Annotated in this window: 23 protein-coding genes; 19 read left to right on the top strand and 4 right to left on the bottom strand. The window is 48.4% G+C overall.

The genetic code is table 11. The features are described 5' to 3' along the window. Nucleotides 1-75: 75 nt before the first annotated feature. The gene (locus IT393_07020; GenBank protein MCC7202392.1) at nt 76-231 is read right to left on the bottom strand and encodes a hypothetical protein; all 156 of its coding nucleotides are present in this window, start codon (nt 229-231) and stop codon (nt 76-78) included. 50 nt (nt 232-281) lie between these two features. Between IT393_07020 and IT393_07015 the strand changes: the two genes are divergently transcribed. The 7 genes from IT393_07015 to IT393_06985 are packed head-to-tail and all read left to right on the top strand — an operon-like array spanning nt 282 to nt 7695. After that, nucleotides 282-2807: a DNA internalization-related competence protein ComEC/Rec2 gene (locus tag IT393_07015; GenBank protein MCC7202391.1), complete on the top strand. Its 2526-nt coding sequence runs from the start codon at nt 282-284 to the stop codon at nt 2805-2807. After that, nucleotides 2794-4404, top strand: a complete 1611-nt coding sequence (gene tadA / locus IT393_07010; GenBank protein MCC7202390.1) for a Flp pilus assembly complex ATPase component TadA — start codon at nt 2794-2796, stop codon at nt 4402-4404. Before IT393_07015 ends, tadA begins: the two co-directional genes overlap by 14 nt. Before the next feature lie 38 nt (nt 4405-4442). Further along, the gene (locus tag IT393_07005) at nt 4443-5270 is read left to right on the top strand and encodes a hypothetical protein (protein MCC7202389.1); all 828 of its coding nucleotides are present in this window, start codon (nt 4443-4445) and stop codon (nt 5268-5270) included. Continuing rightward, nucleotides 5267-5740 carry a DUF4149 domain-containing protein gene (locus IT393_07000; protein ID MCC7202388.1) on the top strand — a complete coding sequence of 158 codons (474 nt, stop codon included), beginning with the start codon at nt 5267-5269 and terminating at the stop codon, nt 5738-5740. The genes IT393_07005 and IT393_07000 overlap by 4 nt, the downstream gene beginning before the upstream one ends. A 10-nt stretch (nt 5741-5750) precedes the next feature. Beyond that, nucleotides 5751-6563: a ZIP family metal transporter gene (locus IT393_06995; GenBank protein ID MCC7202387.1), complete on the top strand. Its 813-nt coding sequence runs from the start codon at nt 5751-5753 to the stop codon at nt 6561-6563. 42 nt (nt 6564-6605) lie between these two features. After that, a complete protein-coding gene (locus IT393_06990; protein MCC7202386.1) occupies nt 6606-7190 on the top strand; it encodes a peptidyl-prolyl cis-trans isomerase in 585 nt (194 codons plus the stop codon). A 52-nt stretch (nt 7191-7242) separates the two neighbouring features. Further along, nucleotides 7243-7695, top strand: a complete 453-nt coding sequence (locus tag IT393_06985; protein MCC7202385.1) for a hypothetical protein — start codon at nt 7243-7245, stop codon at nt 7693-7695. On the opposite strand, the gene IT393_06980 is transcribed toward IT393_06985, so the two are convergent. The 3 genes from IT393_06980 to IT393_06970 all read right to left on the bottom strand — a co-directional run bounded on the left by IT393_06980 (nt 7680) and on the right by IT393_06970 (nt 12554). Continuing rightward, nucleotides 7680-8723, bottom strand: coding sequence for an LPP20 family lipoprotein (locus IT393_06980; protein ID MCC7202384.1), 1044 nt, complete (start codon nt 8721-8723; stop codon nt 7680-7682). The genes IT393_06985 and IT393_06980 overlap by 16 nt on opposite strands. A 21-nt stretch (nt 8724-8744) precedes the next feature. Beyond that, nucleotides 8745-9326: an LPP20 family lipoprotein gene (locus IT393_06975; GenBank protein MCC7202383.1), complete on the bottom strand. Its 582-nt coding sequence runs from the start codon at nt 9324-9326 to the stop codon at nt 8745-8747. A 66-nt stretch (nt 9327-9392) separates the two neighbouring features. Beyond that, complete coding sequence (locus IT393_06970) at nt 9393-12554, bottom strand: MFS transporter (GenBank protein ID MCC7202382.1); 3162 nt, start codon at nt 12552-12554, stop codon at nt 9393-9395. Between the two features lie 93 nt (nt 12555-12647). Here IT393_06970 and IT393_06965 point away from each other — a divergent pair, with 93 nt between their 5' ends. The 12 genes from IT393_06965 to IT393_06910 all read left to right on the top strand — a co-directional run. Continuing rightward, complete coding sequence (locus IT393_06965) at nt 12648-12881, top strand: NifU family protein (GenBank protein ID MCC7202381.1); 234 nt, start codon at nt 12648-12650, stop codon at nt 12879-12881. A 72-nt stretch (nt 12882-12953) separates the two neighbouring features. Next, on the top strand, nt 12954-14075 hold the full coding sequence (locus IT393_06960; GenBank protein MCC7202380.1) for an aminopeptidase: 1122 nt from the start codon (nt 12954-12956) through the stop codon (nt 14073-14075). Between the two features lie 34 nt (nt 14076-14109). Then, nucleotides 14110-15435 (top strand): phosphomethylpyrimidine synthase ThiC, encoded by a 1326-nt coding sequence (thiC, locus tag IT393_06955; GenBank protein MCC7202379.1) that lies wholly within the window; start codon nt 14110-14112, stop codon nt 15433-15435. A 43-nt stretch (nt 15436-15478) separates the two neighbouring features. Continuing rightward, entirely contained in the window at nt 15479-15949 is a 471-nt protein-coding gene (locus tag IT393_06950) for a bacterioferritin (GenBank protein MCC7202378.1), read from the top strand. 207 nt (nt 15950-16156) lie between these two features. Further along, nucleotides 16157-17296, top strand: coding sequence for an efflux RND transporter periplasmic adaptor subunit (locus IT393_06945; GenBank protein MCC7202377.1), 1140 nt, complete (start codon nt 16157-16159; stop codon nt 17294-17296). 12 nt (nt 17297-17308) lie between these two features. Beyond that, nucleotides 17309-20425 (top strand): efflux RND transporter permease subunit, encoded by a 3117-nt coding sequence (locus IT393_06940; protein MCC7202376.1) that lies wholly within the window; start codon nt 17309-17311, stop codon nt 20423-20425. 389 nt (nt 20426-20814) lie between these two features. After that, nucleotides 20815-21978, top strand: coding sequence for a hypothetical protein (locus IT393_06935; protein ID MCC7202375.1), 1164 nt, complete (start codon nt 20815-20817; stop codon nt 21976-21978). A 34-nt stretch (nt 21979-22012) separates the two neighbouring features. Further along, the gene (gene modA, locus IT393_06930; GenBank protein MCC7202374.1) at nt 22013-22792 is read left to right on the top strand and encodes a molybdate ABC transporter substrate-binding protein; all 780 of its coding nucleotides are present in this window, start codon (nt 22013-22015) and stop codon (nt 22790-22792) included. 4 nt (nt 22793-22796) lie between these two features. Continuing rightward, entirely contained in the window at nt 22797-23453 is a 657-nt protein-coding gene (gene modB / locus IT393_06925) for a molybdate ABC transporter permease subunit (protein MCC7202373.1), read from the top strand. Continuing rightward, on the top strand, nt 23454-24548 hold the full coding sequence (locus tag IT393_06920; protein ID MCC7202372.1) for an ABC transporter ATP-binding protein: 1095 nt from the start codon (nt 23454-23456) through the stop codon (nt 24546-24548). It begins immediately after the preceding gene. Between the two features lie 229 nt (nt 24549-24777). Then, nucleotides 24778-25146 carry a LysR family transcriptional regulator gene (locus IT393_06915; protein MCC7202371.1) on the top strand — a complete coding sequence of 123 codons (369 nt, stop codon included), beginning with the start codon at nt 24778-24780 and terminating at the stop codon, nt 25144-25146. Nucleotides 25147-25339: 193 nt separating this feature from the next. Then, on the top strand, nt 25340-25543 hold a 204-nt coding region (locus IT393_06910), incomplete at its 3' end, for a hypothetical protein (GenBank protein MCC7202370.1).

Genomic DNA, 25543 nt, shown 5'->3' with positions numbered 1-25543 from the left:
GATTTCTGTTGTCAAATACCTGATAGCCCTCTGTATCAGAGGAAGTATAATTATATTTTAATAGTCCTATTCGTGTCAATATTTTTTTATCGAAATTGCAGCCCCTTGTCTGACCATATTATACCCCTTGACAACCTCCTTTCCTGGACTATAGTTAAGTTTATAAACCTGCACTAAATCCCTTCCCGGTTCATCAATATTTCTAAATTTGCACTTTGATGCACCGGTCAAACAAATTTCGCCGGGACATTTTCCAGCACAATCCAATATAAAGGCTAACCATGCAAAGGCCGGTTGTCCAAATCACAATCTTCTATATTTTGGGTATTGCTGCCGCTGAATTATTTTACTATTTCCCGGCCGGCACAACAGTCATCACTATCCTGTTCCTGATATTTGCCTGTGTCATCAACAGAAAAGCCGGCAAACCAATGCATGCCGCTCTGCCTCTCATGGTTATGGCATTTTCTGCAGGTTTTTCATATACACTCCTGGCGGGCATCCTCCCTCCTGATGACATATCAGGGCATGCAAACGGAGATAAGGTGACCATTACAGGAACTGTTGATGAACCGGTAATTCATTATCCTCAAAGGATTGCGGCAATCTTAACGGCATCAGCGATACAGCATGGAAACAGCATTATGCCCGCAAGCGGAAGGGTTAGATTAACCGTTTATGATACGGCAGCTGGCCTGGATTACGGCGATGAAATACGGTTCACGGCGAGACTCAAGAGGGTCCGCGGCTTTAAGAACCCGGGGCTGTTTAACTATGCGGGGTATCTGTCCCGCAAAGGCATCAGGGCAACAGCCAGTCCCGGGAAGAAGGACTGGCTTATAAAGACCGGGGAATATGGCAATCCTGTATTGAAAAAAATATTCGGATGGCGAGAGAACATCAGGGTGTCTATAAAACAGGGCCTTTCTGATCACTCATCTGCCGTGCTGCAGGCAATGATAATCGGTACAACGGGAGACCTTACACCTGAGATCAGGGATAAATTCACGGCAGCAGGCGTTACTCACATCCTCTCGATCTCAGGCTCACATCTGGGATTTGTGACATTCCTGATTTTTTTCATCACCAGATATTTATTGACCCATTTGCCTTACAGGCTCTTCCTGCGGATTACCCTGTACACGACGCCGTCAAAAATATCGGCAATAGTTACAATACCCCTCATAATCTTATATTCCTTTTTATCAGGGGGAGAGGTTGCCACGATTCGGTCCCTGATAATGGCAATAGTCTTTTTGCTGGCAATCGTGATCGAAAGAGATGATGACCCGATCAGCACACTGGCAATAGCCGCACTGATAGTGCTAATCCGGGACCCTCAGGGACTGTTTGACATATCATTTCAATTATCATACACCGCAGTCCTGGCAATGATCATTACCGTGAGGATCTTTCATGATACTGGCGGTAAAGGGGGTGTTGCAAAAGGTCCCGCAGAATGGCGGCGCAAGTTCGTGCTCCTCCTTATACTTACTGTCAGCGCAGCGGCATCCACTACTCCGATAGTTTCACATTATTTCAATCAACTGACATGGACAGGATTGCTGTCTAACCTGATATTAATACCCTATGCAGGGCTTACAGTCATACCAGTTGGTCTGGCATCAGGCTGTATCGGACTTATTTTCAACAGAGCCGTACTCCCATTTGAAACGCTGAATGAAATACTTGTGATGGTGTTTCTGAAGATGGTGGATTTTTTTGCATCTCTCCCCTTTGCCGTCATACACACACCTTCGCCTCATATAATCCTGGTCATTTTATTGTACCTTTTTTTAATCTCACTCTCTTACCTTAAAAAGAGATGGGCAAAAATTACTACTGTCATTTCAATATCCCTGATCGCCGCCGCGATATGCTGCAGACTATCCGGCAGCTATGACAATAAGACCCTGCGCATCTCCTTTCTCGACGTTGGACAGGGGGATTCTGCGCTCATAGAATTTCCCGGCAGTAAAATCATGCTCATTGACGGCGGCGGCACATTCAGCAATACACTGGATACAGGCAGATCCGTAATTGCGCCATACCTCTGGAACAAGGGGATAAGAACTGTTGATTATATGGTGCTGTCCCATCCCCAGACAGACCACGCCGGAGGGCTGATATATATACTGGACACTTTTAAGGTAGGTGAGGTCTGGACCAATGGGATGACAAGCCCTGCCACTTTCCTGTTTGACAGGAGAATCAGGGACCAGGGCATCAGGCATTTATCAGTAAGCTCAAATCCGGTGGCGAAGACAATAGACGGCTGCAGTGTGTCAGTGTTAAATCCCCCGTCGCATATGTCAGGACACAGGATATCAAATTCAGGAATGATAAATGACCTCTCTGTTGTGATGCGGATTGCATGCGGAAATAGTGCAGTATTATTTACCGGAGATACAGGGGCAGAGCGCCTCAGGGATATTGCTGCCAGCAATGCCGGACTCAGGAGCAGTATTCTGAAGGTCCCCCATCACGGGGCGCGTGGATCTGTTGATGCCAAATTCATTTCCTCTGTTAAGCCTGCTGCAGCGATTATTTCAGCAGGCTATCAGAATTCATACCGCCATCCTTCACCTGAGGCGATTTCTGCATACAGACATGCCGGCTCTGCAATTTACCGCACTGATCTGGACGGCGCAATAACAGTAATAACATACAGCGGGAAACCACTGGTCAGGACTTATCAGGACACACTCCTGAAGAAGGCATCCTTTGACAGCCTTACAACAATCACAGACACAGAAATCAATAATCTTAAAATGGTTATGGAGGAATTCTGCAATGGGGGCATATAAGAAAACAGGAGAAATACTCGCAGAAGAGGGGATAATAGGAAGCGCTGTCATAGACGAAATAGTCGCAGCACAAAAAGGGACTCAAATGAGATTCGGGGACCTGCTCAGATGCAAAGGACTCGCATCTGAGGATGATATAGCAAAGACCCTTTCACGGCAACATGGCCTTGAATATGCCGATATCAGAAATTTCAATATTATGCCTGACGTGCTCATTCACGTGCCCGGGGACATGGCAAAGAGGCATTCAATCCTTCCTTTATATTCAGAGGGCAGGACCCTGTTTGTAATAACCGCTGATCCATTGAATCTTGACTCCTTAAAAGATATAGAATTTCACAGCGGGATGAAGATACGCACACTTATCGGGTCTCAAGGGGCGGTGGCCGAGGCAATCAGGCATCACTACAGGTTCGATGCATCTGTCTCAGATTTTCCGGGGCCGGAATCTGCGGCAGGCAATCTCCGGGAACCGGAAACCGAAGGCAACAGCGCACCTGTAATCAGGCTGGTAAACCTTCTCCTTTCAGAGGCCGTTGAGAACAGGGCAAGCGACATTCACATAGAACCTTCAGGAGAATCTCTGACTGTGCGGTACAGGATTGACGGCGTATTGCTGGAAAAGGCGCGCCTTCCGTCAGGGCTCCACGGACCCCTGACCTCACGCCTCAAGATCCTGGCACGGTTAAACATTGCAGAGAGGAGACTGCCGCAGGATGGCGGATTCAGGCTAAAAATCAGCAACACGGAAATTGATGTCCGCATATCAACCCTGCCGGTATCCGGAGGGGAGAAGACAGTAATAAGGATTCTTGATCACAATCAGACAACCGTGTCGCTCGAAAACCTTGGCTTGTCTCATAATGATTATGATACAGTTCAGAAACTGATACAGCGAAAAAAGGGGATAATCCTTGTTACCGGCCCCACCGGCAGCGGAAAGACTACGACCCTGTACTCAATCATAAACAGGATTAAGTCCGGCATGCTTAATATTGTTACAGTTGAAGATCCTGTAGAATACAATATCGCCGGTATAAATCAGGTTCAGGCCAGATCAGACATCGGACTGACATTTGCCAGGTGTCTCAGATCAATACTGAGGCAGGACCCTGATGTGATATTGATAGGCGAGATACGCGACGAAGAGACTGCGGCTATAGCATTCAGGGCCGCAATGACAGGCCATCTCGTCCTTAGTACGCTTCATACGAACGATTCAGTATCTGCTGTAACAAGACTGATTGATATCGGCATACCAGGCCATATCATAGCATCCACTGTAATAGGGATTATTGCGCAGCGGCTGGTCAGAAGGTTATGCTGCAACTGCAGGAACGGGCAGAATTCCACAGGCCGCTGTTACTCATGCAACAGGACGGGATACTCCGGGAGGACAGGCATATTTGAGATATTTACAGTCAAACCAAAGGCCAGACAGCTTATAGTTTCCGGCGGCACAGAAGCCGATATGCGGGATGCCGCGGTCAGAGAAGGGATGATGAGCCTGTGTGACGATGCAGCTGTCAAGATAGGGAACGGCATAACAAATGAAGAGGAAGTCTGCCGTGTCATTGATTCCGCAGCTTTAATGTAAATCTGTCAATATTGACCAAACTCTGCTATTATGGATCTATGCAGTTATCTCCATATGAGTGGATAGAGATTTTACGTGGTATTGGTAAAAGACTTTTCGCGGAAATCCCCGCTATAGCCGGCAGCGCAGATGCCGCAGTCCATATCAGGCATGGCGCCAGCGGTGATCAGACATTCCTGATAGATGAAACAGCAGAAACAATCATAATTGAGGCTTTGGAAAAGACTGCAGGCACTGGCAAAGGGTTCACTCTGATATCTGAAGAGTGCGGAATAAAAAAGTTTGGTGCAGAAAGTGACATATATATCCTTGTTGACCCAATAGACGGCAGCAATAATGCAAAGAGGGGTGTGCCGTACTATGCCGCATCTATAGCGGTACTGGATGGGCGGAGGCTTGAGAACCTTATTGCAGGATATGTCCTGGACCTTTCCTCAGGAAAAGAATACTGGGCTGTTAAGGGGGAGGGCGCCTGGTGTAATGGGACAAGGATTAATTGTCACGGCACGGAAGAATTTGAAATGGTGGCATATGAGGCTTCTGTTCCCAGGAAGGACATTGACAGGATACTGCCGGTACTGAGATCTGCAAAAAAAGTCCGTTGCCTCGGTGCAACTGCCCTTGACCTTTCCATTATGGCGAGCAATGCAATTGATCTCCTGCTTGTCGCCACGCCGGCAAGGAGCTTCGATTTCGCCGCAGGCATGCTGATACTCAAGGAGGCCGGGGGAATTATTACAGACATGGACGGCGGAGACATCAGCGGTATTAACGCAGGCCTTGAACGCACAGTACCGCTCATTGCAGCAGCAAACAGAAACCTGCATAAGAAGGCAATTGAGCTGATCAGGATGACCTCTGTATGATTACCATGTTAAGATTTATTCATCTCCTGTCACTTGCTGTCTGGACCGGCGGCATGGTTTTCCTCGTCGTGATAGGCGCACCAAGTATATTCAAGGTCCTGCCGCGGGAGAGCGCAGGGGATGTGCTCGGAGACATATTCCCAAAATACTGGATAATGGGCTACCTCTGCAGCGGGACTGCCCTTGCCACTGTCATCCTGTTGTCCCTGAAGGAGCGTCTCTATCCATGGGGCAGAATAAGCATCCTGGTGGTAATGACAGCCCTGACGCTCTATCTGGGGCTTGCTGTGGCTTCAAAGGCCAGGGAAGTCAGACTCCAGATCAGGACAGTGGAAGATGCCGGGCAGAAGGAAATCCTTAAAAGGGAATTCAGACATATACACATGAGGTCAGTAGCTCTTAATGTTGTCATACTGATATGCGGACTTATAGCGCTGTTTCTTGCATCAGATTACATGCCCCCTGTATAGTCTGCATTATATGATAAGTTATTTCCAAAACCTCCACCCCGTCTATCAGGCATTCTTAGCAACCTCCTTTACATGGGGAGTCACTGCCATCGGCGCTGCCGTGGTGTTTCTGACACGCAATGTTAACATCAGGATGCTGGATGGGATGCTCGGTTTTGCTGCAGGGGTAATGATCGCCGCCAGTTACTGGTCATTGCTTGCACCTGCAATCGAGATGTCTGAAGGCAGGGGGGTTCCTATCTGGCTGCCGCCTTTAACCGGATTTTTGCTTGGCGGAATCTTCCTCAGAGGCATTGACAGGGTGCTTCCACACCTGCACAGCGGTTTTGCGGGTGAAGAGGCAGAGGGGATCAAGACATCCTGGCATCGCAGCACCCTGCTTATCCTTGCCATCACACTGCATAATTTCCCGGAAGGCCTCGCAGTCGGAGTCGCTTTCGGTGCTGCTGCATCAGGCCTCCCGTCAGCCACCTTTACAGGGGCTGTTGCACTGGCGATAGGTATAGGGCTCCAGAACTTTCCTGAAGGAATGGCGGTGTCCATGCCTCTGAGACGTGAAGGGTTATCAAGATTTAAGAGCTTCTGGTACGGGCAGTTGTCGGCTGTAGTCGAACCTGCTGCCGGGCTGATCGGCGCGGCTGTTGTCATAACATCACAGGCAATTCTTCCATATGCACTTGCGTTTGCAGCCGGTGCTATGATATTTGTAGTTGTAGAGGAACTTATCCCGGAAGCCCAGCATAACGGCAATACAGATACGGCGACAATGGGCGCCATGCTCGGATTTGCAGTCATGATGGTGCTCGATGTGGGATTGGGATAAAACACAAACACAATAAAACCAATAAGTTGAAAGGAGATCTAAATGCAGTTGACAATCCTGAGTTTAATTATTGCAGCATCAATGGTAATGATGGTGGCAGGCGGAGAAGCCGGCGCAGAGGATAAGAATCCGGTAGTACTGATGGAGACATCGGCCGGGAATATCAAAATAGAGCTGGATAAGAAGAATGCGCCTATAAGCACCAGTAATTTTCTGTCATATGTTGATGACAAGTTCTACGATGGGACTATATTCCACAGGGTAATAAGCAACTTCATGATCCAGGGTGGCGGCTTCACACCGGATATGCAGCAGAAACAGACAAAGGGGCAAATAAAAAATGAGGCAGCAAACGGTTTAAAGAACAAACGTGGAACAATTGCGATGGCAAGGACAATGGTTGTGGACAGTGCAACCGCCCAGTTCTTTGTCAATGTTGTGGATAACGACTTCCTCGATCATCGGGACACATCACCGCAGGGCTACGGATATGCAGTATTTGGCAAGGTTGTGGAAGGAATGGATGTCGTTGACAGGATAAAGAGTGTGAAAACAGGCACGAAAATGGGGTTGGGTGATGTCCCCATGGAGACAGTAACAATTAAGTCGGTCAGAAGGGCTCAATAACCCGCTATTTTTTTTTGTTTACCAGGGCACTGTGATTGTGGTATGATGTGTTATGAAAAATAATTATACGGTAAGTGGTCCTGTTGACGGATGGTGTACAAAGTGTAAATTGGAATTAGTCCATACAATTATTGCTATGGCTAATAATGTGCCTGTAAAGGTAAAGTGCAATACCTGTAACAGCGAACATAAGTTTCGTGCCAAACCATCCGGAACTACCAGGCCCAAATCTGCAACATCTTCAAAATCAGCAAGCCCTGCCAGGAAGATAAAGACTCCGGAAGCACATTACAACGAATATATGTCGAGGTTAACTGATTATGATTTAACCAGGGTCAGAATCTATAGTATGTCCGGAAGTTATAAAAAGGATGAGATTATACAACATTCCAAATTTGGGGTTGGGATAGTCTTATCATTGATTCAAAATAATAAAATTGAGATGCTCTTTAAGGATGGCCCTAGGATACTTATTCAGAATGCCGTAATTCAGTCCCCCCCGTAAACAGATGAAATAAGTTGACGGCCAAGTTCATTGTTAATATCTTCCTGCAGCGCCCGGACTGCCTTATCCTCTGCCTCTTTGAAGTTCATGTGACCTTCCCTTCCATGACGGGTAATGCTGCCGAATATCCTGCTGTCAGACTGATTAATGAGGTCAATAGTAATATTCCATCTTACAAATTTCCACTGTGGAATGTCTGCATTCTCAAAACTGACTACTCCCCGCACGAGGATATCAGGTTTGTCCGCACCACCCGCCTCATCAACTGAAAACCCCTCCCCCGTCAGCCCCTCAATGATAGAAGAGCGTATGTCATCGCTGTGCGGACCTTCAACTTGAACACCTATGCGTATCTCATCTGTAAGGATTTTCTGAAGCTGCTGTTTTACGTCAAGAGGTGTTGCCGGCGGCTCCAGCCCTGTGCCCGAAGGGTTGATTATGCGTAAATCAGTATTATAGACCTCCCTGTCCAGAAGTGATTTCAGTATAGCCCTGAGTGTCCCTGCCTTTTTAATTTTGTCTGATATATCAGCGGATTTTTGCTGCATTATCTCTATATCGCCGTCAATAGCAGCAATCTTTTCTTTTATTGCAGTCATTGCATGCCGCCTGTCCATGACAGCGAGGGCATAAATGCGATTCTCAGATTCATCTTCCCACACCTCTGCAATTGAGATATCCTCAAGCGTCTTATTGGTTGCTACTGATGTAATCTGATCTATTTTGATATCACGGCTGACGTGTGTCTTTCCCCTGACAACTGTCTGGGTATATTGCTCCATCTCACTGGTCTTTGACTGTATCCCGGCCTGAAACATCCTTGCAATAGCGGCAAACGCCGAATCTTCAGCCGCCTTGCGGTCATCGCCATAGCCGACACCTGTCAGGTATAGTTCAGATGGATATTTACTGCTCCTGCCGTCTGTCCAGTCTGGATTTAAGGCGGAAACGGCAGTTCTGACGGCACATGACGTCTGAAAGGAAAGAAAGACAAGGCTGAACAAAAGTAAATATTTATTTAGGTTCAACTTGAAAGCCTCACCCTGCCGCTACTTCTTCTCCTCAGCCTCCAGCTTATCGAACGCATTCTCAGCATTCTTTTTCACGAAGTCGCGGACATCGGAGTTAAGTTCCCTTGCCTTGTCAAGGCTGTTCCTGAATGCACTGAGGTCTAATCTTGCAAGTGCGTATACAGTCCCATCCGCTGGGTCTGTCCAATGGTCTGCAATCATTACCCCGCTCAGAGTCACAGCAGAGAATGTTTTTACAGTCTGTTCAATATGCTGCTCTTCAGATGTTGCTGTGTCCTTTGCCACAACTGCCCCCCCGGCAGTGGAGGCCATATAATCACGCATGAGAGAAGCCGTATATGTCTCAAACACCTTCCCAATCTCAGCCCTCGCCCTGTTCTCTGCCGCAGTTCTTGCAAGCGGCTTATTCTTGACTCCTGTAACTGAACCGACCCCGTAGAACACCCTGTTCCCTGAGTCGTTAAATGCGGCACTTCCCTGTGTTACCCATGCCGGCGCCTTTGTCACAGACGGAAGCTTCTTTGCACAGCCGGCCATACCAAACATCCCCACGAGTATAATTACAAAGCCAAGATAGATACCCCTTTTTATCATATTCATCTTCCATCCTCCTTTTCGCTGTTCAGGAATAAGACCAGCCTTATTTTAATAATTGTTTTACTATAACTAAACCGTACCTTCAGTGTCAATGCAGTGTGACATTATATTATCAGGGACACTGCCGGTTCTATTGCTGAATCCTGCCAGGCGGTCTTTTATTGTTATGAAACCATCCCTGTCAATAGATGCGATGTCACCGGTTATGTACCAGCCGTCTTTTATGACACCATCTGAAGATCCCGGCTGTTTCATGTAACCAGTCATTTGTCCCGGACCTTTTACAAGTAACATACCCGCTGCTCCGCATGGCAATGCTTCGCCTGTATCAACATCCACTATCCTTACTGCAACTCCGGGTATAGGATGCCCCACTGTTCCAGGCTTATTGCCCCTTTGCCTGACGTTCCCATGGACAATATCAGGGGTATTGACTGATACAACAGACCCCATTTCAGTGCAACAATATCCCTCAAGCAATTCCAGGCCGAATTTATCTCTAAACTCTGCAGCATTGGACTCATGACGTTTTTCTGCACCTGCCACCACATAACGCAATGAGGAGAACTCTTCTCTCGTGCATTTACTTATGTATGATGAACAATACGCCGGTGTCGTTATAAGCACAGTAGCCTTATAACCTGACACCATCCCGCCAATGGTCCTGGCATCCACCGGATCAGAGTGATACACGACACCAGACCCTGTTATTAATGGGAACCATATGGTGGCTGTCACGCCAAAAGAGCTGGAGAATGGCAGGACCCCCATCAGACGATCTTCGTTATTAAGATTGAATACCTGCTCAATACCCTCAACATTTGAGACAATATTGCCATGAGAGAGCATGATACCCTTTGGGAGCCCTGTGCTCCAGCCTGAAAATACAAGTACCGCAAGCTCACCGGGAACGGATTTATCAATGTTCAGCAGTCTGTTCAGGAGACCCAACGGGAGCAGACGTGTCATCGCCGCTGCAATGATATTCCGGACAACCGGAGCCTCTCCCTGAATATCTTCAAGAAATACCATCCCTTCAGGCTTTTCCCTCTGTATCTTCTCCATGAAGATGCGCGAGGTCAGGATAGTTCTTATACCACTCTGTCTTATGGCTGAGGCTATTGCATCCGCTCCTGCTGTAAAGTCAAGATTCGCTACCGCTTTCCCGGCCATCAGTGAAGCAATATTTGCCAGTGCTCCGCCAACGGATGGCGGGAGCATAATCCCGACCACAGGTTCATTCCTGTATCGTCTTCTGATTACAATGGAGAGCAACAGGCTTTCGGTAAGGGCCTTGCCATATGTAAGCCTCCTGCCTCCTGAATCAGCCATACAGAAGGTCTTCCAATTTCGTCTTGCAGTCCTTATGAACCGCAGATGGAGCAGGTCTGTAGATTTCCTGCGGTTTGCCGCAGCCTCACAACCAAGCTCCATTATTGCCTGACGTATCTCCTGTGCCGATGCATCTGAAGCAAGCGGCTTGCCAAAGGATACAGTGACAGGGCGGAATAATCTCTCAGGCCACTTGTAGAAAAACTTTCTACCCCTGAAACTGAAAATGCTCCCCCACACACTATCAAGATGGACTGGTATCACAGGGACATCCAGACCTTCCGTGATCTTTTCAATCCCCCTCTTAAAAGGTCTGATATGTCCTGTCCTGCTGATCTCCCCCTCAGCAAATATACAGACTACATTTCCATTTTGAAGCTCTTTACGTGCCTGTTCAATGGCACTTACGATATCCCGCCTGCTATTGGCAGAAAGAGGTATAGCCTTCATCAGCCTGAAAAACCACTGAAGTGATTTAATGTCATAATAGTCTCTCGTAACTAAAAAGCGTACAAATCCGGGTACTGAAGAGCCGATAAAAAACGGGTCTGCAAAGGATATGTGATTGCTTACAAGAACAGCAGGGCCTCTAACAGGTATATTTTCTTCACCTGTTATGCGGATTCTGTATACTGTATGGGTAATGGTATAGAGGACAAAACGGATAAGGAAATCGGGAAGCTCGCTAATTATGATTATTGTCACAGCAAATGAAAAAACCCCGGTTATAAAGGCAATCCATGCAGGACTGACCCCGAGCAGATCCCGTAATAACCATAACATGCCCGATGCAAACAGGACTCCAATGGTATTAACAAAGTTATTTGCAGCAATCATCCTCCCCTTCTCCTGGGCTCCACTCTTTTGCTGCAGGAGTGCATTCAGGGGAACCACAAAAATACCCCCTGCAAATCCGAGAAAGATGAGAGACAAGGCAGTCATTACAAATGATGGCGTTGCATAAGAGAGGACTATGGAAAAGAGCCCCATGCAGAGTGAGCCGACAGGTACAAGTCCTGGTTCGATCCTGTCCCCTGACAGACGGCCGGCCAAAACACCTCCGGCTCCTATTCCGATAGCAAGAAAAGCCACGAGCAATCCAATCAACTTGTCATCGAGACGCATAACCTCTTTCCCGATAAGTAGGATGTCCATTTGAAGCAGGGCACCGATGAACCATAGATATGAGATCCCGATTACCGTCATAAAGAGGAGTTTATTCGAATATAGCCGTTTCAGACCAATGGATATCTCTCCCCATGGACTCAGCCGGAATGTATTGCTGGCCCCGGAATTGGGAACCCTTGAAATACCAAAACTTGTAATTGTGCCTATTACTGCAGTTGCAACCACAAAAAGGCTTATAAGGCTAATCCTGTCCTTCCACATGCCAAATATAAACCCGCCCATGGCTGTGCCAATGATAATCGCAAGGAATGTGCTCATCTCGAGGAGGCCATTGGCCCGTGACAGGTCTCTGTCAGAAAGCATTTCCGGGATAATCCCATACTTGGCAGGACTGAAAAAGGTTGACTGCAGGGCCATTAGAAAGAGCACAAACAACATAAAGTCAATTCGTCCTGACCACAATGCAATAACAGCCAGCCCCATGGCAACAATCTCAAAGCTCTTGGTAACAATGAGCACGCTTCGCTTGTTGAATACGTCAGCCGCATGTCCTGCATATCCTGAGAACATAAGGAAAGGAAGGATGAAAACCACTCCTGTAAGGGAGAGATACATACTCCCTCCGTTGCCTGTGCGTACCGCTTCCTCAACAGCAAAAAGAGAAACAACCATCTTGTAGATATTGTCATTGAAAGCCCCAAGGAACTGGGTGCAGAGGAAGGACTGGAATCCAAAATGTTTTAACAGACTCTTGTAATTGCCGGATGACATTCTTTGTTCACCTGCCCGGAGGTTGCATATTCCCGCATCTTCGTGTTAGAGTATTATAATAAATTGCAACAAAACATAGAAGGAGGATTTTTAATGGAGACGACTATAGACCAGGCACGGGTGGAAGAGGTGCTTAAAATGATCCGTCCGGCACTGCAGAGAGACGGTGGCGATATACAACTTATTGGCATCGAGGGTGCAACGGTAAAGGTCAGACTTGTCGGGGCCTGTTCAGGCTGCCCAAGTTCCACATATACGCTCAAGCTCGGTGTAGAGAGACAACTTAAGGCAATGATCCCTGAGATAGAAGAAGTGATCACTGCATAATATCAGGAAAAGGGGACAGATTTATTTTCCCGTTGCAGCGGAAAATAAATCTGTCCCCTTTTTTACCCATTTATGGACAAGGCAATAGAAAAACTGCTCAAAGTCAACCTGAATGTGAGTCAGGGCGAACGCGTGCTTGTATTTACTGACCACATGCAGGAGGGGCGGCTTGAGCCTAAAGAGATGGACAGATGCAGGCGTCTTGAAAAGGCTGCTGAACGGGTGTCTGAGTGTTCGGCTGAACTTACCAGTACACAGTTTTATACCTACGACTCCCTTCCAAATAACGGATATGAACCGCCTGAACCCGTCTGGCAGATGGCATTTGGCAGTAACGCCATCCGGAAATTACGGGACAATGGTATACTCGAAAGATTAATCGCAAAAAAGGCGGCAGCAGGTGATGTGGAAAAGGCATTTGAGATACTGTCTCCATATAAAGATGATATGGTTGATGTAGTAATAGGCATGGCGAATTTCTCAACCAGCCACACAAGGTTCCGGCATCTCCTGACAAAGATAAGGGGGGCCCGTTATGCAAGCATGCCAATGTTTGACCCTGGCATGTTTACAGGTCCGATGGACGTTGACTGGAACACAGTAAAAAGGCGGACTGAATATGTTGCAGGCCTTATTACAAAGGCGGAATCAGTTACAATGAAGTGCCCTCTCGGGACGAGCCTGAGCATTGGTTTGAGCGGCCGCACCGGCTTCGCGGATACCGGTATCATAACTGAAAAGGGGAGCTTTGGAAACCTGCCGGCAGGAGAGGTGTATGCCGCCCCTTTAGAAGGGACATCTGAAGGAGTAATGGTGCTTGAGTGGTCAACCACTAAGAGGCTTTCTCCTCCTGTTACTCTTACAGTTAAAGAGGGTAAGGTAGTTAAGGTGGAAGGGGATCAGGCATTTGTAGAATATCTTGAAAATATCTTCAGAGTAAGTCCGACCGCCACAAATATTGCAGAGCTCGGTATAGGGACAAATGACAAGGCCTCAAGAGCCGACAATATCCTCGAGGCTGAAAAGATACTCGGGACAACACACATTGCACTTGGAGACAACACCACGTTTGGCGGAATAACGAGCGCTAATTTTCATGAAGATTACGTATTCTTTAATCCCACCCTTATCCTCGGATACGGGGATGGAGGAACTGAAACAATTATCAGCAATGGAAAGTTAATAGAATCGTAACACCGGCCTGTATAGCCGTTATTTTGGAGATCATATGAGAAGTAACTGGGTAAAACAACGCATCGGGAAAGAAAATGTCACGCAGATGCATTATGCAAGACAGGGTATCATAACCGAAGAGATGCGTCACGTTGCAAAGGTTGAAGACCTTGAGCCTGAACTTATACTTTCAGAGATAGCCGGCGGCCGTCTTATCATTCCGGCTAATATCCATCATACAAACCTTGAGCCGATGGGCATAGGTATTGCCACAAGGTGTAAGATTAATGCCAATATAGGTAATTCTTCACTGAGCTCTTCAGTAGATGAAGAGATCCAGAAACTCAATCTGTGCGTCAAATACGGGGCAGATGCAGTAATGGATTTGAGTACAGGCAGGAATATTCATGATATCCGCGAGGCCATGATACAGAACAGCCCTATACCGCTTGGAACTGTCCCTGCCTATGAAGCTCTGGAGGGGGTAAACGAGATACATGAGCTGACCATAGATGACCTGCTCGGGATAATAGAAATCCAGGCAAAACAGGGTGTAGACTTTATGACAATCCACTGCGGACTTCTCCACGAGTTTCTGCCAATGGCTGCAAAACGGCACATGGGTATTGTAAGCCGCGGCGGGGCAATTATGGCACAGTGGATGACCTATCATAATAAACAGAATCCGCTGTATACGCACTTCGACCGTATACTTGAGATATGCAAGCGGTATGATGTGAGCCTGAGCCTTGGCGACGGCTTGAGGCCTGGTTGCCTTGCTGATGCAAGCGATGAGGCCCAGTTTGCAGAGCTTTCCGTCCTTGGCGAACTTACCCTGAAGGCCTGGGAAGAAGACGTCCAGGTAATGATAGAGGGGCCTGGTCATGTGCCATTGGATCAGATAGAGATGAATGTCAGGAGAGAAATAGAGGTGTGTCACGGCGCGCCTTTCTATGTACTCGGCCCGATTGTCACGGATGTTGCACCTGGTTATGACCATATTACATCTGCAATCGGGGCTACAGTCGCCGCCACTGCCGGCGCTTCAATACTATGCTATGTAACTCCCAAGGAACATCTTGGTCTTCCAAACCTGGAAGATGTAAGAAACGGGATAATAGCATACAAGATAGCGGCCCATGCAGCAGACATAGCCCGCCACAGGAAGGGCGCAAGGGACAGGGATGATGCCATATCAAAGGCAAGGTTTGCCTTTGACTGGAACCGCCAGTTTGAGCTGTCATTAGACCCTGAGACAGCAAGGGCAATGCACGATGAGACACTCCCTCAACCATCGTTTAAGGAAGCAGCATTCTGCTCCATGTGCGGACCCAAATTCTGTTCAATGAAGCTGTATCAGGAAGTGCCATCAAAGGCATAACAAGATTTCTCCTCTTATAATATGAGGGGGAAAGGGGAGTTATATGAAGAAACCAAATAAAAAAATTATCAATATTCTGACAGATGTTTATACTTCTGAGATTGGCGCTGTCGGCATCTACATGGATCAGCACACAAAGTGTTCTGATAAAGGATACAAAAAGCTTGCAGAAAGACTCAAGGAAGATGCTGTTGACGAAATGAAACACGCAGAGAAACTTGCCGAGAGAATCCTGTTCCTGGGCGCTTCAGTGAGTTACCAGAAGCATATGGTGCCTGATATGGAACAGAATGAGATTATTGACATGATCAAACTGAATATTGACATCGAGCTTGCGGCAATTGACAGATTAAATGCCGGTATATCCACCTGTTTTTCTGAGGGGGACAACGGAAGCAGGCTCCTCCTTGAAGAAATCCTGAAAGATGAAGAGGAACACCTTGATGAATTACAGATTACTTATGACAATATCAGAAAGTACGGTGATCAGTATATTGTTACCCACCTGATGTAACAGGTTCAGAAACATCCGGTCAGAAATATCCACTGACATGTATCCCGGTTTGTTACTCCTGTATGAATCCTGCCAGGAGCCAGGTTTTAGAGCCGTTAATAAACGGGAGGGTGCAAACTGACTAATACGGAGGAGCGGCAGATGAGTTTTTTTGAAGTTTACAAACAAAATTGCGCAGCCAGCTTCATCTCTGCGGGAATTGTTTTTATGACCCTCATGACCGCAGGTTGCACGCAAAAGGATGCCGCAGTCACAATGGCGCCTGGCGGGCCGACCGAGGTAGGGGTCATTGAGATAAAACCTCAGAAAGTGATACTTACCACAGAGCTGCCAGGCAGGACTTCTGCCTTCCTCGTTGCGGAGGTGCGGCCACAGGTTAGCGGCATTATCCAGAAACGCATGTTTGCAGAAGGCTCGGATGTTGAAGCAGGTGCAGTACTCTACCAGATTGACCCTGCCATGTATCAGGCGGCCCATAACAGCGCCCGGGCAGCGCTTGCAAGGGCTGAGGCCAATCTTGTTCCTGCCCGGCTCAAGGCAGAGCGTTATAAGGAACTCATTACAAACCATGCGGTCAGCCAGCAGGACTACGACGATGCAAATGCTGCTCTCCAGCAGGCTGAGGCCGATGTAGCGTCGGCACACGCCTCGGTCGAAACAGCCCGGATCAACCTTACTTATACGAGGGTGACCGCGCCCATCTCAGGAAGGATAGGCCGGTCGTCAGTAACTGACGGTGCCCTGGTAACAGCCAATCAGCCTGCTGCTCTGGCCACCATCCAGCAGCTAAGCTCCATGTATGTGGATGTTACCCAGTCCAGTTCTGAAATGCTGCGCCTCAGGCAGAGCCTGGACAGCGGTATTTTGAAAGGCGGCGGGGCTTCTCAGGCACGGGTCAGGTTGATGCTGGAGGACGGGAGTATCTATCCATTGCCTGGCACCCTGAAGTTTTCAGAAGTTACAGTGGACCAGAGCACCGGCTCCTTAACACTTCGGGCTGTCTTTCCGAATCCGAAGCAGCTGCTGCTGCCCGGCATGTTTGTCCGCGCTGTCCTGGAGGAAGGTGTCAGTGAGCGCGCAATCCTGGTTCCCCAGAGGGGTGTTACCCGCAACCAGGCCGGAAATGCCATGGTCATGGTTGTAGGAAACGAAGAGAAGGTGGAACCACGGATCATTAAGGTCGTCCGCACTGTCGGAGACAACTGGCTGGTCAGCGAAGGACTGAAGGCAGGTGACCGAGTCATCCTTGAAGGGATACAGAAGGCACGGCCGGGGGTGCCCGTTAAGGTCGTGGCGTTCGGCGGCTCGGCTGATACATCGTCCGCAGGTGCCCCTAAAAATAATTAAAGGAGCCGCTTGATGCCCAGATTCTTCATAAATCGTCCCATTTTTGCCATTGTGATTGCCATCATGGTAATGCTTGGGGGCCTCCTTGCTATCAGGACACTGCCGCTCTCCCAGTATCCGCCTATAGCGCCGCCCCAGATTACCATCAATGCCTCTTATCCAGGCGCCTCAGCCCAGACAGTACAGGACACAGTCACTCAGGTGATCGAGCAGAAGCTGAACGGGATTGACAACCTGATTTACATGTCATCCACCAGCGACTCTTCAGGTGCTGTTGCCATCAACCTTACCTTCAGGGCAGGCACTGATCCAAACATCGCCCAAGTGCAGGTGCAGAACAAGCTGCAACTGGCCACTCCGCTTCTGCCCCAGGTAGTGCAGCGGCAGGGGATCCAGGTGGTCAAATCCACCAGGAATTTTCTCCTGATTATAGGCCTCGTGTCTGAAGACAATTCCATGGACCGTGCGGCCCTGACAGACTACCTGGTCTCAAGCGTCCAGGATATTATCAGCCGCCTGGAAGGGGTTGGTGAAATACAGTTTTTCGGCACCCAGAATGCCATGAGGATATGGCTCAACCCTGCAAAGTTGAACAACTATAGATTAACAACCAATCAGGTCATCGCAGCCATTCAGTCGCAGAACACCCAGGTCTCAGCAGGCCAGTTCGGGGGTATGCCGGCTGTCAGTGGACAACAGTTAAATGCCACCATAACGACACGCGCGCTGCTGCAGACCCCGGAGCAATTCGACGCTATCATACTGCGTACCAACCCGGACGGCTCGACGGTCAGGCTCAGGGATGTGGCTGAAAGCAGGATAGGTACCGAAAACTACGACATCCAGTCATTTTACAACGGAAAGCCGGTGGGTGGAATGGCAATACGTCTTGCAGCAGGGGCCAATGCCCTCGACACCGGGAACCGTATCAAGGCCAAAATGCAGGAGTTGTCCCGGTACTTCCCCCCGGGCATGAAGGTGGTCTATCCCTACGATAGCACGCCATTCGTCAAAATCTCGATCGATGAGGTGGTACGGACACTGATCGAGGCCGTAATCCTGGTCTTTATCATCATGTTCATCTTCCTTCAGAATATCAGGGCAACACTGATCCCTGCCATTGCGGTGCCCGTGGTTCTCCTTGGTACAATGGGGGTCCTTGCAATTTCAGGTTTTTCCATCAATACCCTTACCATGTTCGCCCTCGTCATAGTTATTGGTCTCCTGGTGGACGATGCCATTGTAGTGGTTGAGAACGTGGAGAGGATCATGTCCGAGGAAGGACTTTCACCGCGTGACGCCACAATCAAATCCATGGGGCAGATTACCAGCGCCCTCTGGGGGATTGCCACAGTTTTGACTGCGGTCTTTCTGCCAATGGCCTTTTTCAGCGGTTCGACCGGCATAATATATCGTCAATTCTCTATTACTATCATCTCTGCCATGATACTGTCAGTACTGGTCGCCATGATCCTGACACCGTCGCTCTGTGCCACCCTGCTCAAACCAGTAGAAAGGGGGCATCATTTCGGTGAGTCCGGCTTGTTAAGCTGGTTCTTTAGCAGGTTCAACAGGGTCTTTGAAAGCGCCAGGGCGCTCTATGAACGAATCGTCAACCGTTCCTTCAATAGGCCGGTGCGCTACCTGGTGATATACGGCGCTATCGTCGCGGCCGTGATCTTCTTTTTCCTGCGCCTTCCCTCTTCCTTCCTGCCGGATGAGGATCAGGGTTTCATAGTCTGTCAGATCCAGCTTCCGGTTGGCGCAACCCAGGAGAGGACGATCCCGGTGCTGCGCCAGATTGAGCGGCATTTTCTTGAGAATGAGTCCAAAACAGTGGAGGGGATAATTACAGTCAGCGGATTCAGCTTCGCCGGCCGCGGTCAGAATATGGGGATCGCCTGGGTGAAACTGAAGGACTGGGATTTGCGCCGAACCCCTGATCTGAAGGCGCCGGCCATTGCCGGCCGGGCCATGAAGGCATTTTCGCAGTACCGCGACGCCATGGCCTTTGCCTTCTCACCGCCGGCTGTGACGGAACTTGGACAGGCCAATGGTTTTGACTTCCAATTGCAGGATCGAAGCGGACTCGGGCATGAAAGGCTGATGGAGGCCCGCAACCAGCTCCTGGGAATGGCCATGAAAAACCCAAAACTGATCGCCGTGCGTCCAAACGGACAGGATGACTCCCCCCAGTTCAAACTTGATATAGACGACGTACGCGCCGGGGCACTGGGGGTATCATTAGCCGACATAAACAGTGTCCTTGCAACCGCATGGGGGAGTGCCTATGTCAATGACTTTATCCAGAACGGCAGGGTAAAGAAGGTCTTTATACAGGCAGACGCCAGATACAGGATGCTGCCTGAGGATATCAATAACTGGTATGTAAGCAACAAAGACGGCGACATGGTACCATTCTCGGCATTTTCCAGCGCCCACTGGCAGTATGGATCTCCCCGTCTGGAGAGGTATAACGGCATTCCTTCCACGGAAATTATGGGACAGGCAGCGCCCGGGATAAGTACCGGCGAGGCTATGGATGAAATGGAGAAAATGGCAGCCCGGCTGCCAGCAGGCATCGGCTACGAATGGACCGGTCTTTCGTACGAAGAAAAAAATGCCGGTGCTCAGGCCCCTGCGCTTTACGCCATCTCCCTCCTGGTAGTGTTTCTGTCCGTGGCTGCCTTGTACGAGAGCTGGACATTTCCATTAGTCAACCTGCTTATGCTGCCACTTGGTCTGGTGGGTGCAGTCACAGCGGTTACGCTGCGGGGACTTCCCAATGACATCTATCTGCAGATAGGCCTGCTCACGACCGTAGGGCTTTCAACCAAGAACGCAATACTCATCATCCAGTTCATCAAGGAACAGATGAGTCAGGGACACGAGCTTGTAGAGGCTACCCTGACTGCAATAAAGATTAGACTGCGTCCGGTTATCATGACATCCCTGGCGTTTTTTTTCGGAACCCTTCCTCTGGCTTTAACGCGCGGGGCAGGTGCAGCGGCCCAAAACGCCATCGGCACTGCTGTGACCGGCGGACTGCTCTCAGCCACCTTCATAGACCTGCTCTTCATCCCGTTTTTCTTTGTTATGATCTCACGGTTATTTGCCCGGAGAAAATAGAAGGCTCCCGATACATTTCGGATCATTTATTTATACCTTGACATTTCGTTATATCCAACTATATACTACGCAGGCGAAAAGATCACAATACATATGCTCCGGATACAAGACCATTTTGGGAAAGGAGGCACTGAATATGAATATCTGTTTTTTTGCCAATCGTTATAGTTAACTGACAATAACGGACATAAATAAAGTATACTGTTCACATCATAATACATCTGTGTTCACGTCATTCCCACGGAACCTGTCCCCGCAGGATTTAAGCGGGGAGTGGGAATCCAGAACCAGGTCTCGGTCTATATTCCCGCTTATGCGGGAATGACGTTTTCGTGATATGTTGTGAACGCAGGCTGATTACGGTTCATCAAATCAGAGGAGGCAGATATATGGATTGCAGATTCATTTTAAGGGTAGTTGTTTCCATGTCAATCACTTTTACAATGCTTACAATGTTTGGCTATTTTACAGGGATTGCCTCTGCAGAAGAAACCAGCAAGGCGGGGGAGGCCGGAGCATCCGCTTTAAAACCAAGAGTAGAAGGCTATGTTGAAGGCTGGTATAGGTCAGACAACAGCGACCTTTCAAATCAGACAACTGAGTCAAGAAAGGTTGACAACGAGTTTAGGGTACGGAGGGCCAGGATAGACGTAAAGGGGGATGTAACTGATAAGGCAGGTTACAGGGTCACCGGTAACTTTGACGGCCCAAGTCCTGCCAGTGGAACAGCAAGCGTTAAGTTGTGGGATGGCTACCTTACATATAAGATAACCCCCCTCGCAAATATTACTGTCGGGCAGTTCAAATATCCCTTTACCCTCGAGGGTCTGGAAGGGACGCCGGACAGGGTGCCTGTCCTTAGGGCGGAATCCATCAACGATATCGCAGGCAAGCTGGGTACCAAGGGGGGGAGCTTCAGGGACATCGGGGTAAAGCTTGACGGGGAAATCAAAGACCTCAAGGGACTCACTTATGGGATTGCACTGATCAATGGGGCCGGGATCAACAGCGGGGACAATAACGGAAAGAAGGACCTCGTGGGGAGGGTTACCGCCTCACCACTCAAAGGGCTGAGGCTTGGGTTCTCCGGCTATGCAGGAAGGGGTGAGGGGGAGTTATCAGCCGTATCGGTTAAAAAGACGGCATATGGCCTGGATGGGGAGTATGTGTCCGATTCCGGATTGCGGGTGAGAGGAGAGTATCTTACCGCAAGATGGAAAAACTGGGATGTAGCAACCAGCGCCGCCTCTTCAGGAAAGACACAGAAGCCGGCTGGATGGTATCTTCAGGCATCATATAAACCCCAGTCTTTGCAGTTCATGGAATTTATGGCAAGATACGAAGATTATGAAAAAGACTCCGATACAGGCGACAGTCATTTAAAAACAACGACCCTCGGCGTCACATATTACCTGAAAGGCAAGAGCAGGATTACGGCAAATTATCTGATACGGGATGCAGGGAATAGCTCAATTGTGACAGCCCAGGAGACAGATGCAACCGGATCACGGATTGGAAATCTGGTACTGGTCCAGGCCATTACTGTATTCTGAACACAAGCAGGGGATGAATCAAAGGAGACAATTTATGAAAAATAAGATAAGATTTATGTTAACTATTGTTTTGTTGCTTATTCCGGCGCTGATAGCCTTTAACCTGCAGGGCAACGCGGTTGCTGCAGAGGAAAAGAGTATCACCGTCGCAGCGGCTGCAGACCTTAGTTTTGCATTTAAAGACATTGCGGCAGGGTTTGAAAGGGAGACAGGCACCAGGGTCATCCTGTCATTCGGCTCCACCGGTATGCTTGCAAAGCAGATCTCTGAAGGGGCACCGTTTGATCTCTTTTTTGCAGCAGACCGGAAGTCTCTTGAAGACCTGAGCAGCAAAGGCTACATAATACCAGCAACTGTGGAAAGTTATGCAATGGGGGTAATCGTTCTTGCAGTTAACAGGGCCTCCGGCATAGATGTTAAAGAGTTGACAAACCTCTTAAAACCTGAGATAAAAAATATCTCGATCGCAAATCCCGACCATGCCCCATATGGGAGGGCAGCTATGGAGGCGCTGAAATCAGCCGGTGTTTGGGATAAACTCAAAGACAGTCTCGTCTACGGGGAGAATATCAGGCAGGCCCTGCAGTTTATCCAGAGCGGTAATGCCCAGGCAGGAGTGGTCGCACTCTCGGTAGCCAATGTCCCGGAGATAAAGTATATCAGGATAGATCCTGCCCTCCATAATCCGATAGTTCAAGCCGTCGGAATCGTGAAGGATTCAAAGGATCAGGAGGCCGCAAGGTCTTTTATCCGCTATGTCAAAGGACCCATCGGGAGCGAAGTAATGAAAAAATACGGATTTATAATACCGTAGATATATGAATCTATTTCCTTTATATCTTACCATTAAGGTCTCCTTCATTGCCACGATATTTACTGCCTCGGCAGGGCTCGTGATTGCCTGGATTCTGGCAAAGAAGAAATTTTTCGGTAAAAGCATCCTCGATGTCCTGATCATGCAGCCTCTCGTGATACCACCGACTGTCCTCGGTTATTATCTCTTGACCGCCTTCGGCAAGGGGAGCCCCATCGGCAGATTCCTTGGGGATGTCCTGGGACTCCAGCTCGTTTTTACATGGAAGGGGGCTGTGCTGGCCTCAATTGTCTCATCCATACCCCTGTTTATAAAGCCTGCAAAGGCCGCCATCGAAGGAGTAGGGAAAGACCTTGAGGATGCCGCACGCCTCCTCGGGAAGACAGAGGCCTATATCCTGAGGACGATTACCCTGCCCCTTGCATGGCGGGGAATTGCGGCAGGAATCGTAATGGCCTTTGCACGGGCAACCGGAGAGTTCGGCGCTACCCTCATGATAGCTGGTAATATCCCCGGCAGGACACAGACACTCCCGATCGCTATTTATGATGCTGTTCAGAGCGGCGACACCTATACAGCCAATCTCCTTGTTGGCATAATCACACTCTTTTCCTTTACGGTGCTCTATATAGCAGAGAGATTCACGAGGGGAAGGTTTTAAGTGAATCTTGACCTGAGACTTAAGAAATCCTTTAAAGGTTTTCATATAGACGTGAGCCTTGCGGTGAACGAAGACCTGCTCGTGCTCTTCGGCCCGTCAGGGGCCGGAAAGACCCTGATACTTAAGATGATCTCAGGGATTGTAAGTCCGGATGAGGGTGTTGTTATGCTCGGCAATGAAACTGTCTTTGAATCGGCAAAGCAAATCAACATACCGGTACGAAACAGACGCATAGGGCACCTCTTTCAGGACTATGCACTGTTTCCCCACATGACCGTATACAGGAACATCGCCTACGGAATAAGTCACCTGGGACATCCCATCATTCAGAACAAGGTAAATGAACTGATTGAGGTTATGCGGCTCAGCGGCCTTGAGAATAGATACCCACAGGAGCTTTCCGGTGGTCAGAGGCAGAGGTGCGCACTCGCCAGGACCCTTGCCACAGAGCCCAGGCTACTCCTCCTTGATGAACCATTCTCGGCACTCGACTTCCAGGTGAGGGAAAAGCTCCGTGCGGACCTTCTCCGCATTCATTCAATATATCCTGTCTCCACGATACTCGTTACACACGACCTTGAGGAGGCCTTTATGCTTGGCAAAAACATTGCGGTGCTCAATAACGGCCATATTGAGCAGGCAGGACCAAGGGAGGATGTATTCTACAGGCCACAGACAAGAAATGTTGCAAGATTTATCGGCACGAGAAATATTTTTGACGGCACGGTTACGGAATCCGACGGCTCCCATGTAACGATTAGGAATCAGGATATAGGTTTGCTAAAGACCTTCGTGACAGGAGGAAGGACCTTTGAAAAGGGACAGGATGTATCTATCTGTATCAGGCCTGAAGAGGTCATTGTAATCAGACCTGGCAAACCGCTGGACAGCAATGTGCAGGACAACATCATTGAAGGTGAGATAACATCCATGACAGGCAAAGGCTCCACACAGATCATATTTCTAAGGATAGGGTCAGGAGAGACGTTTCTCAAGATAGAATTGCCAAATTTCGTAGTGAGGAAATTACTGCTCGGGAAGGGAAAGAGCATACGTGTGGCTTTAAAAAAGGAGAGTCTCTGGGTAATACCGTAAGCACTGCAATCCTCTCTGAATTAAAATCACCCTTGACATGTCGTTATATTCTATGGCATATAACTAATCCACAAACAGCATATATAATTTATGCTGTGTTTTATCTGCATGGATTTATCCTGATCCGTGTCAGTGGCGGCAGGCCCCACCACCTGCCGCCACCCTCCTTCAAAGGTTGACACACAAAATAATTGACGACAGGCTGCATTCATGTGTATATTGAGATCATATGACAAAGCACAGAAAAAACAACAAAAAAGGGGTACTCCAACTGAAAGGGCTTGTCTGGATCAGCAGGGGCGAGAATAATTTTCTAGGGCATGGAAGGGTCTATCTCCTTGAGATGATAAAAGAGCATGGGTCCATCACACTCGCCGCAAAATCCATGGAGATGTCTTATAAACACGCATGGGACCTTGTTGACTCCATGAATAATCAGGCAGGCGAGCCCCTTGTCGAGAAGGTCACAGGCGGCAAAGGCGGTGGTGGGACAAAACTCACCGAGGCAGGGGAAAAGGCCATCAAATTATATTGGGAATTACAAAATGATTTAAACGAATTCCTTCGAAAAGAAGAGCAAAAGCTCAAAATTCTGTAACGACAGGCCCAATAACGATGATCGCGCCAAATTTCAGAACTGCAAGCGGCATTTTGCTGGAATTGGCAAATTGAATATATTGATATGCTATTTCCATCCGACTCTTCAATCACGACCATCCTTCAAATAATGTTAACAACTATAATTCAGACAACCGGTAATTTTAATTCAGTTTTCCTCCACTGCATAGCAAATGAAGATAATAATCAAGAGTGTCGCTGATTTTTTCAAAGACGATGGGCCATTGCTGGCAGGCTCCATATCATACTTCTTTGTAATGGCGATCATCCCATTCTCTTTCCTGATTATTGCAATCTTTGGTTATTTCCTCGGTGAAAAGATGGAATTGTATGCCTTCTTTTTAAAAAAATTATTGAATTTATTTCCATCTGCTACT

It is taken from the genome of Nitrospirota bacterium (assembly GCA_020851375.1).
Classification (GTDB): Bacteria; Nitrospirota; 9FT-COMBO-42-15; order HDB-SIOI813; family HDB-SIOI813; genus RBG-16-43-11.
This window is presented reverse-complemented; position numbering and strand designations above follow the sequence as displayed.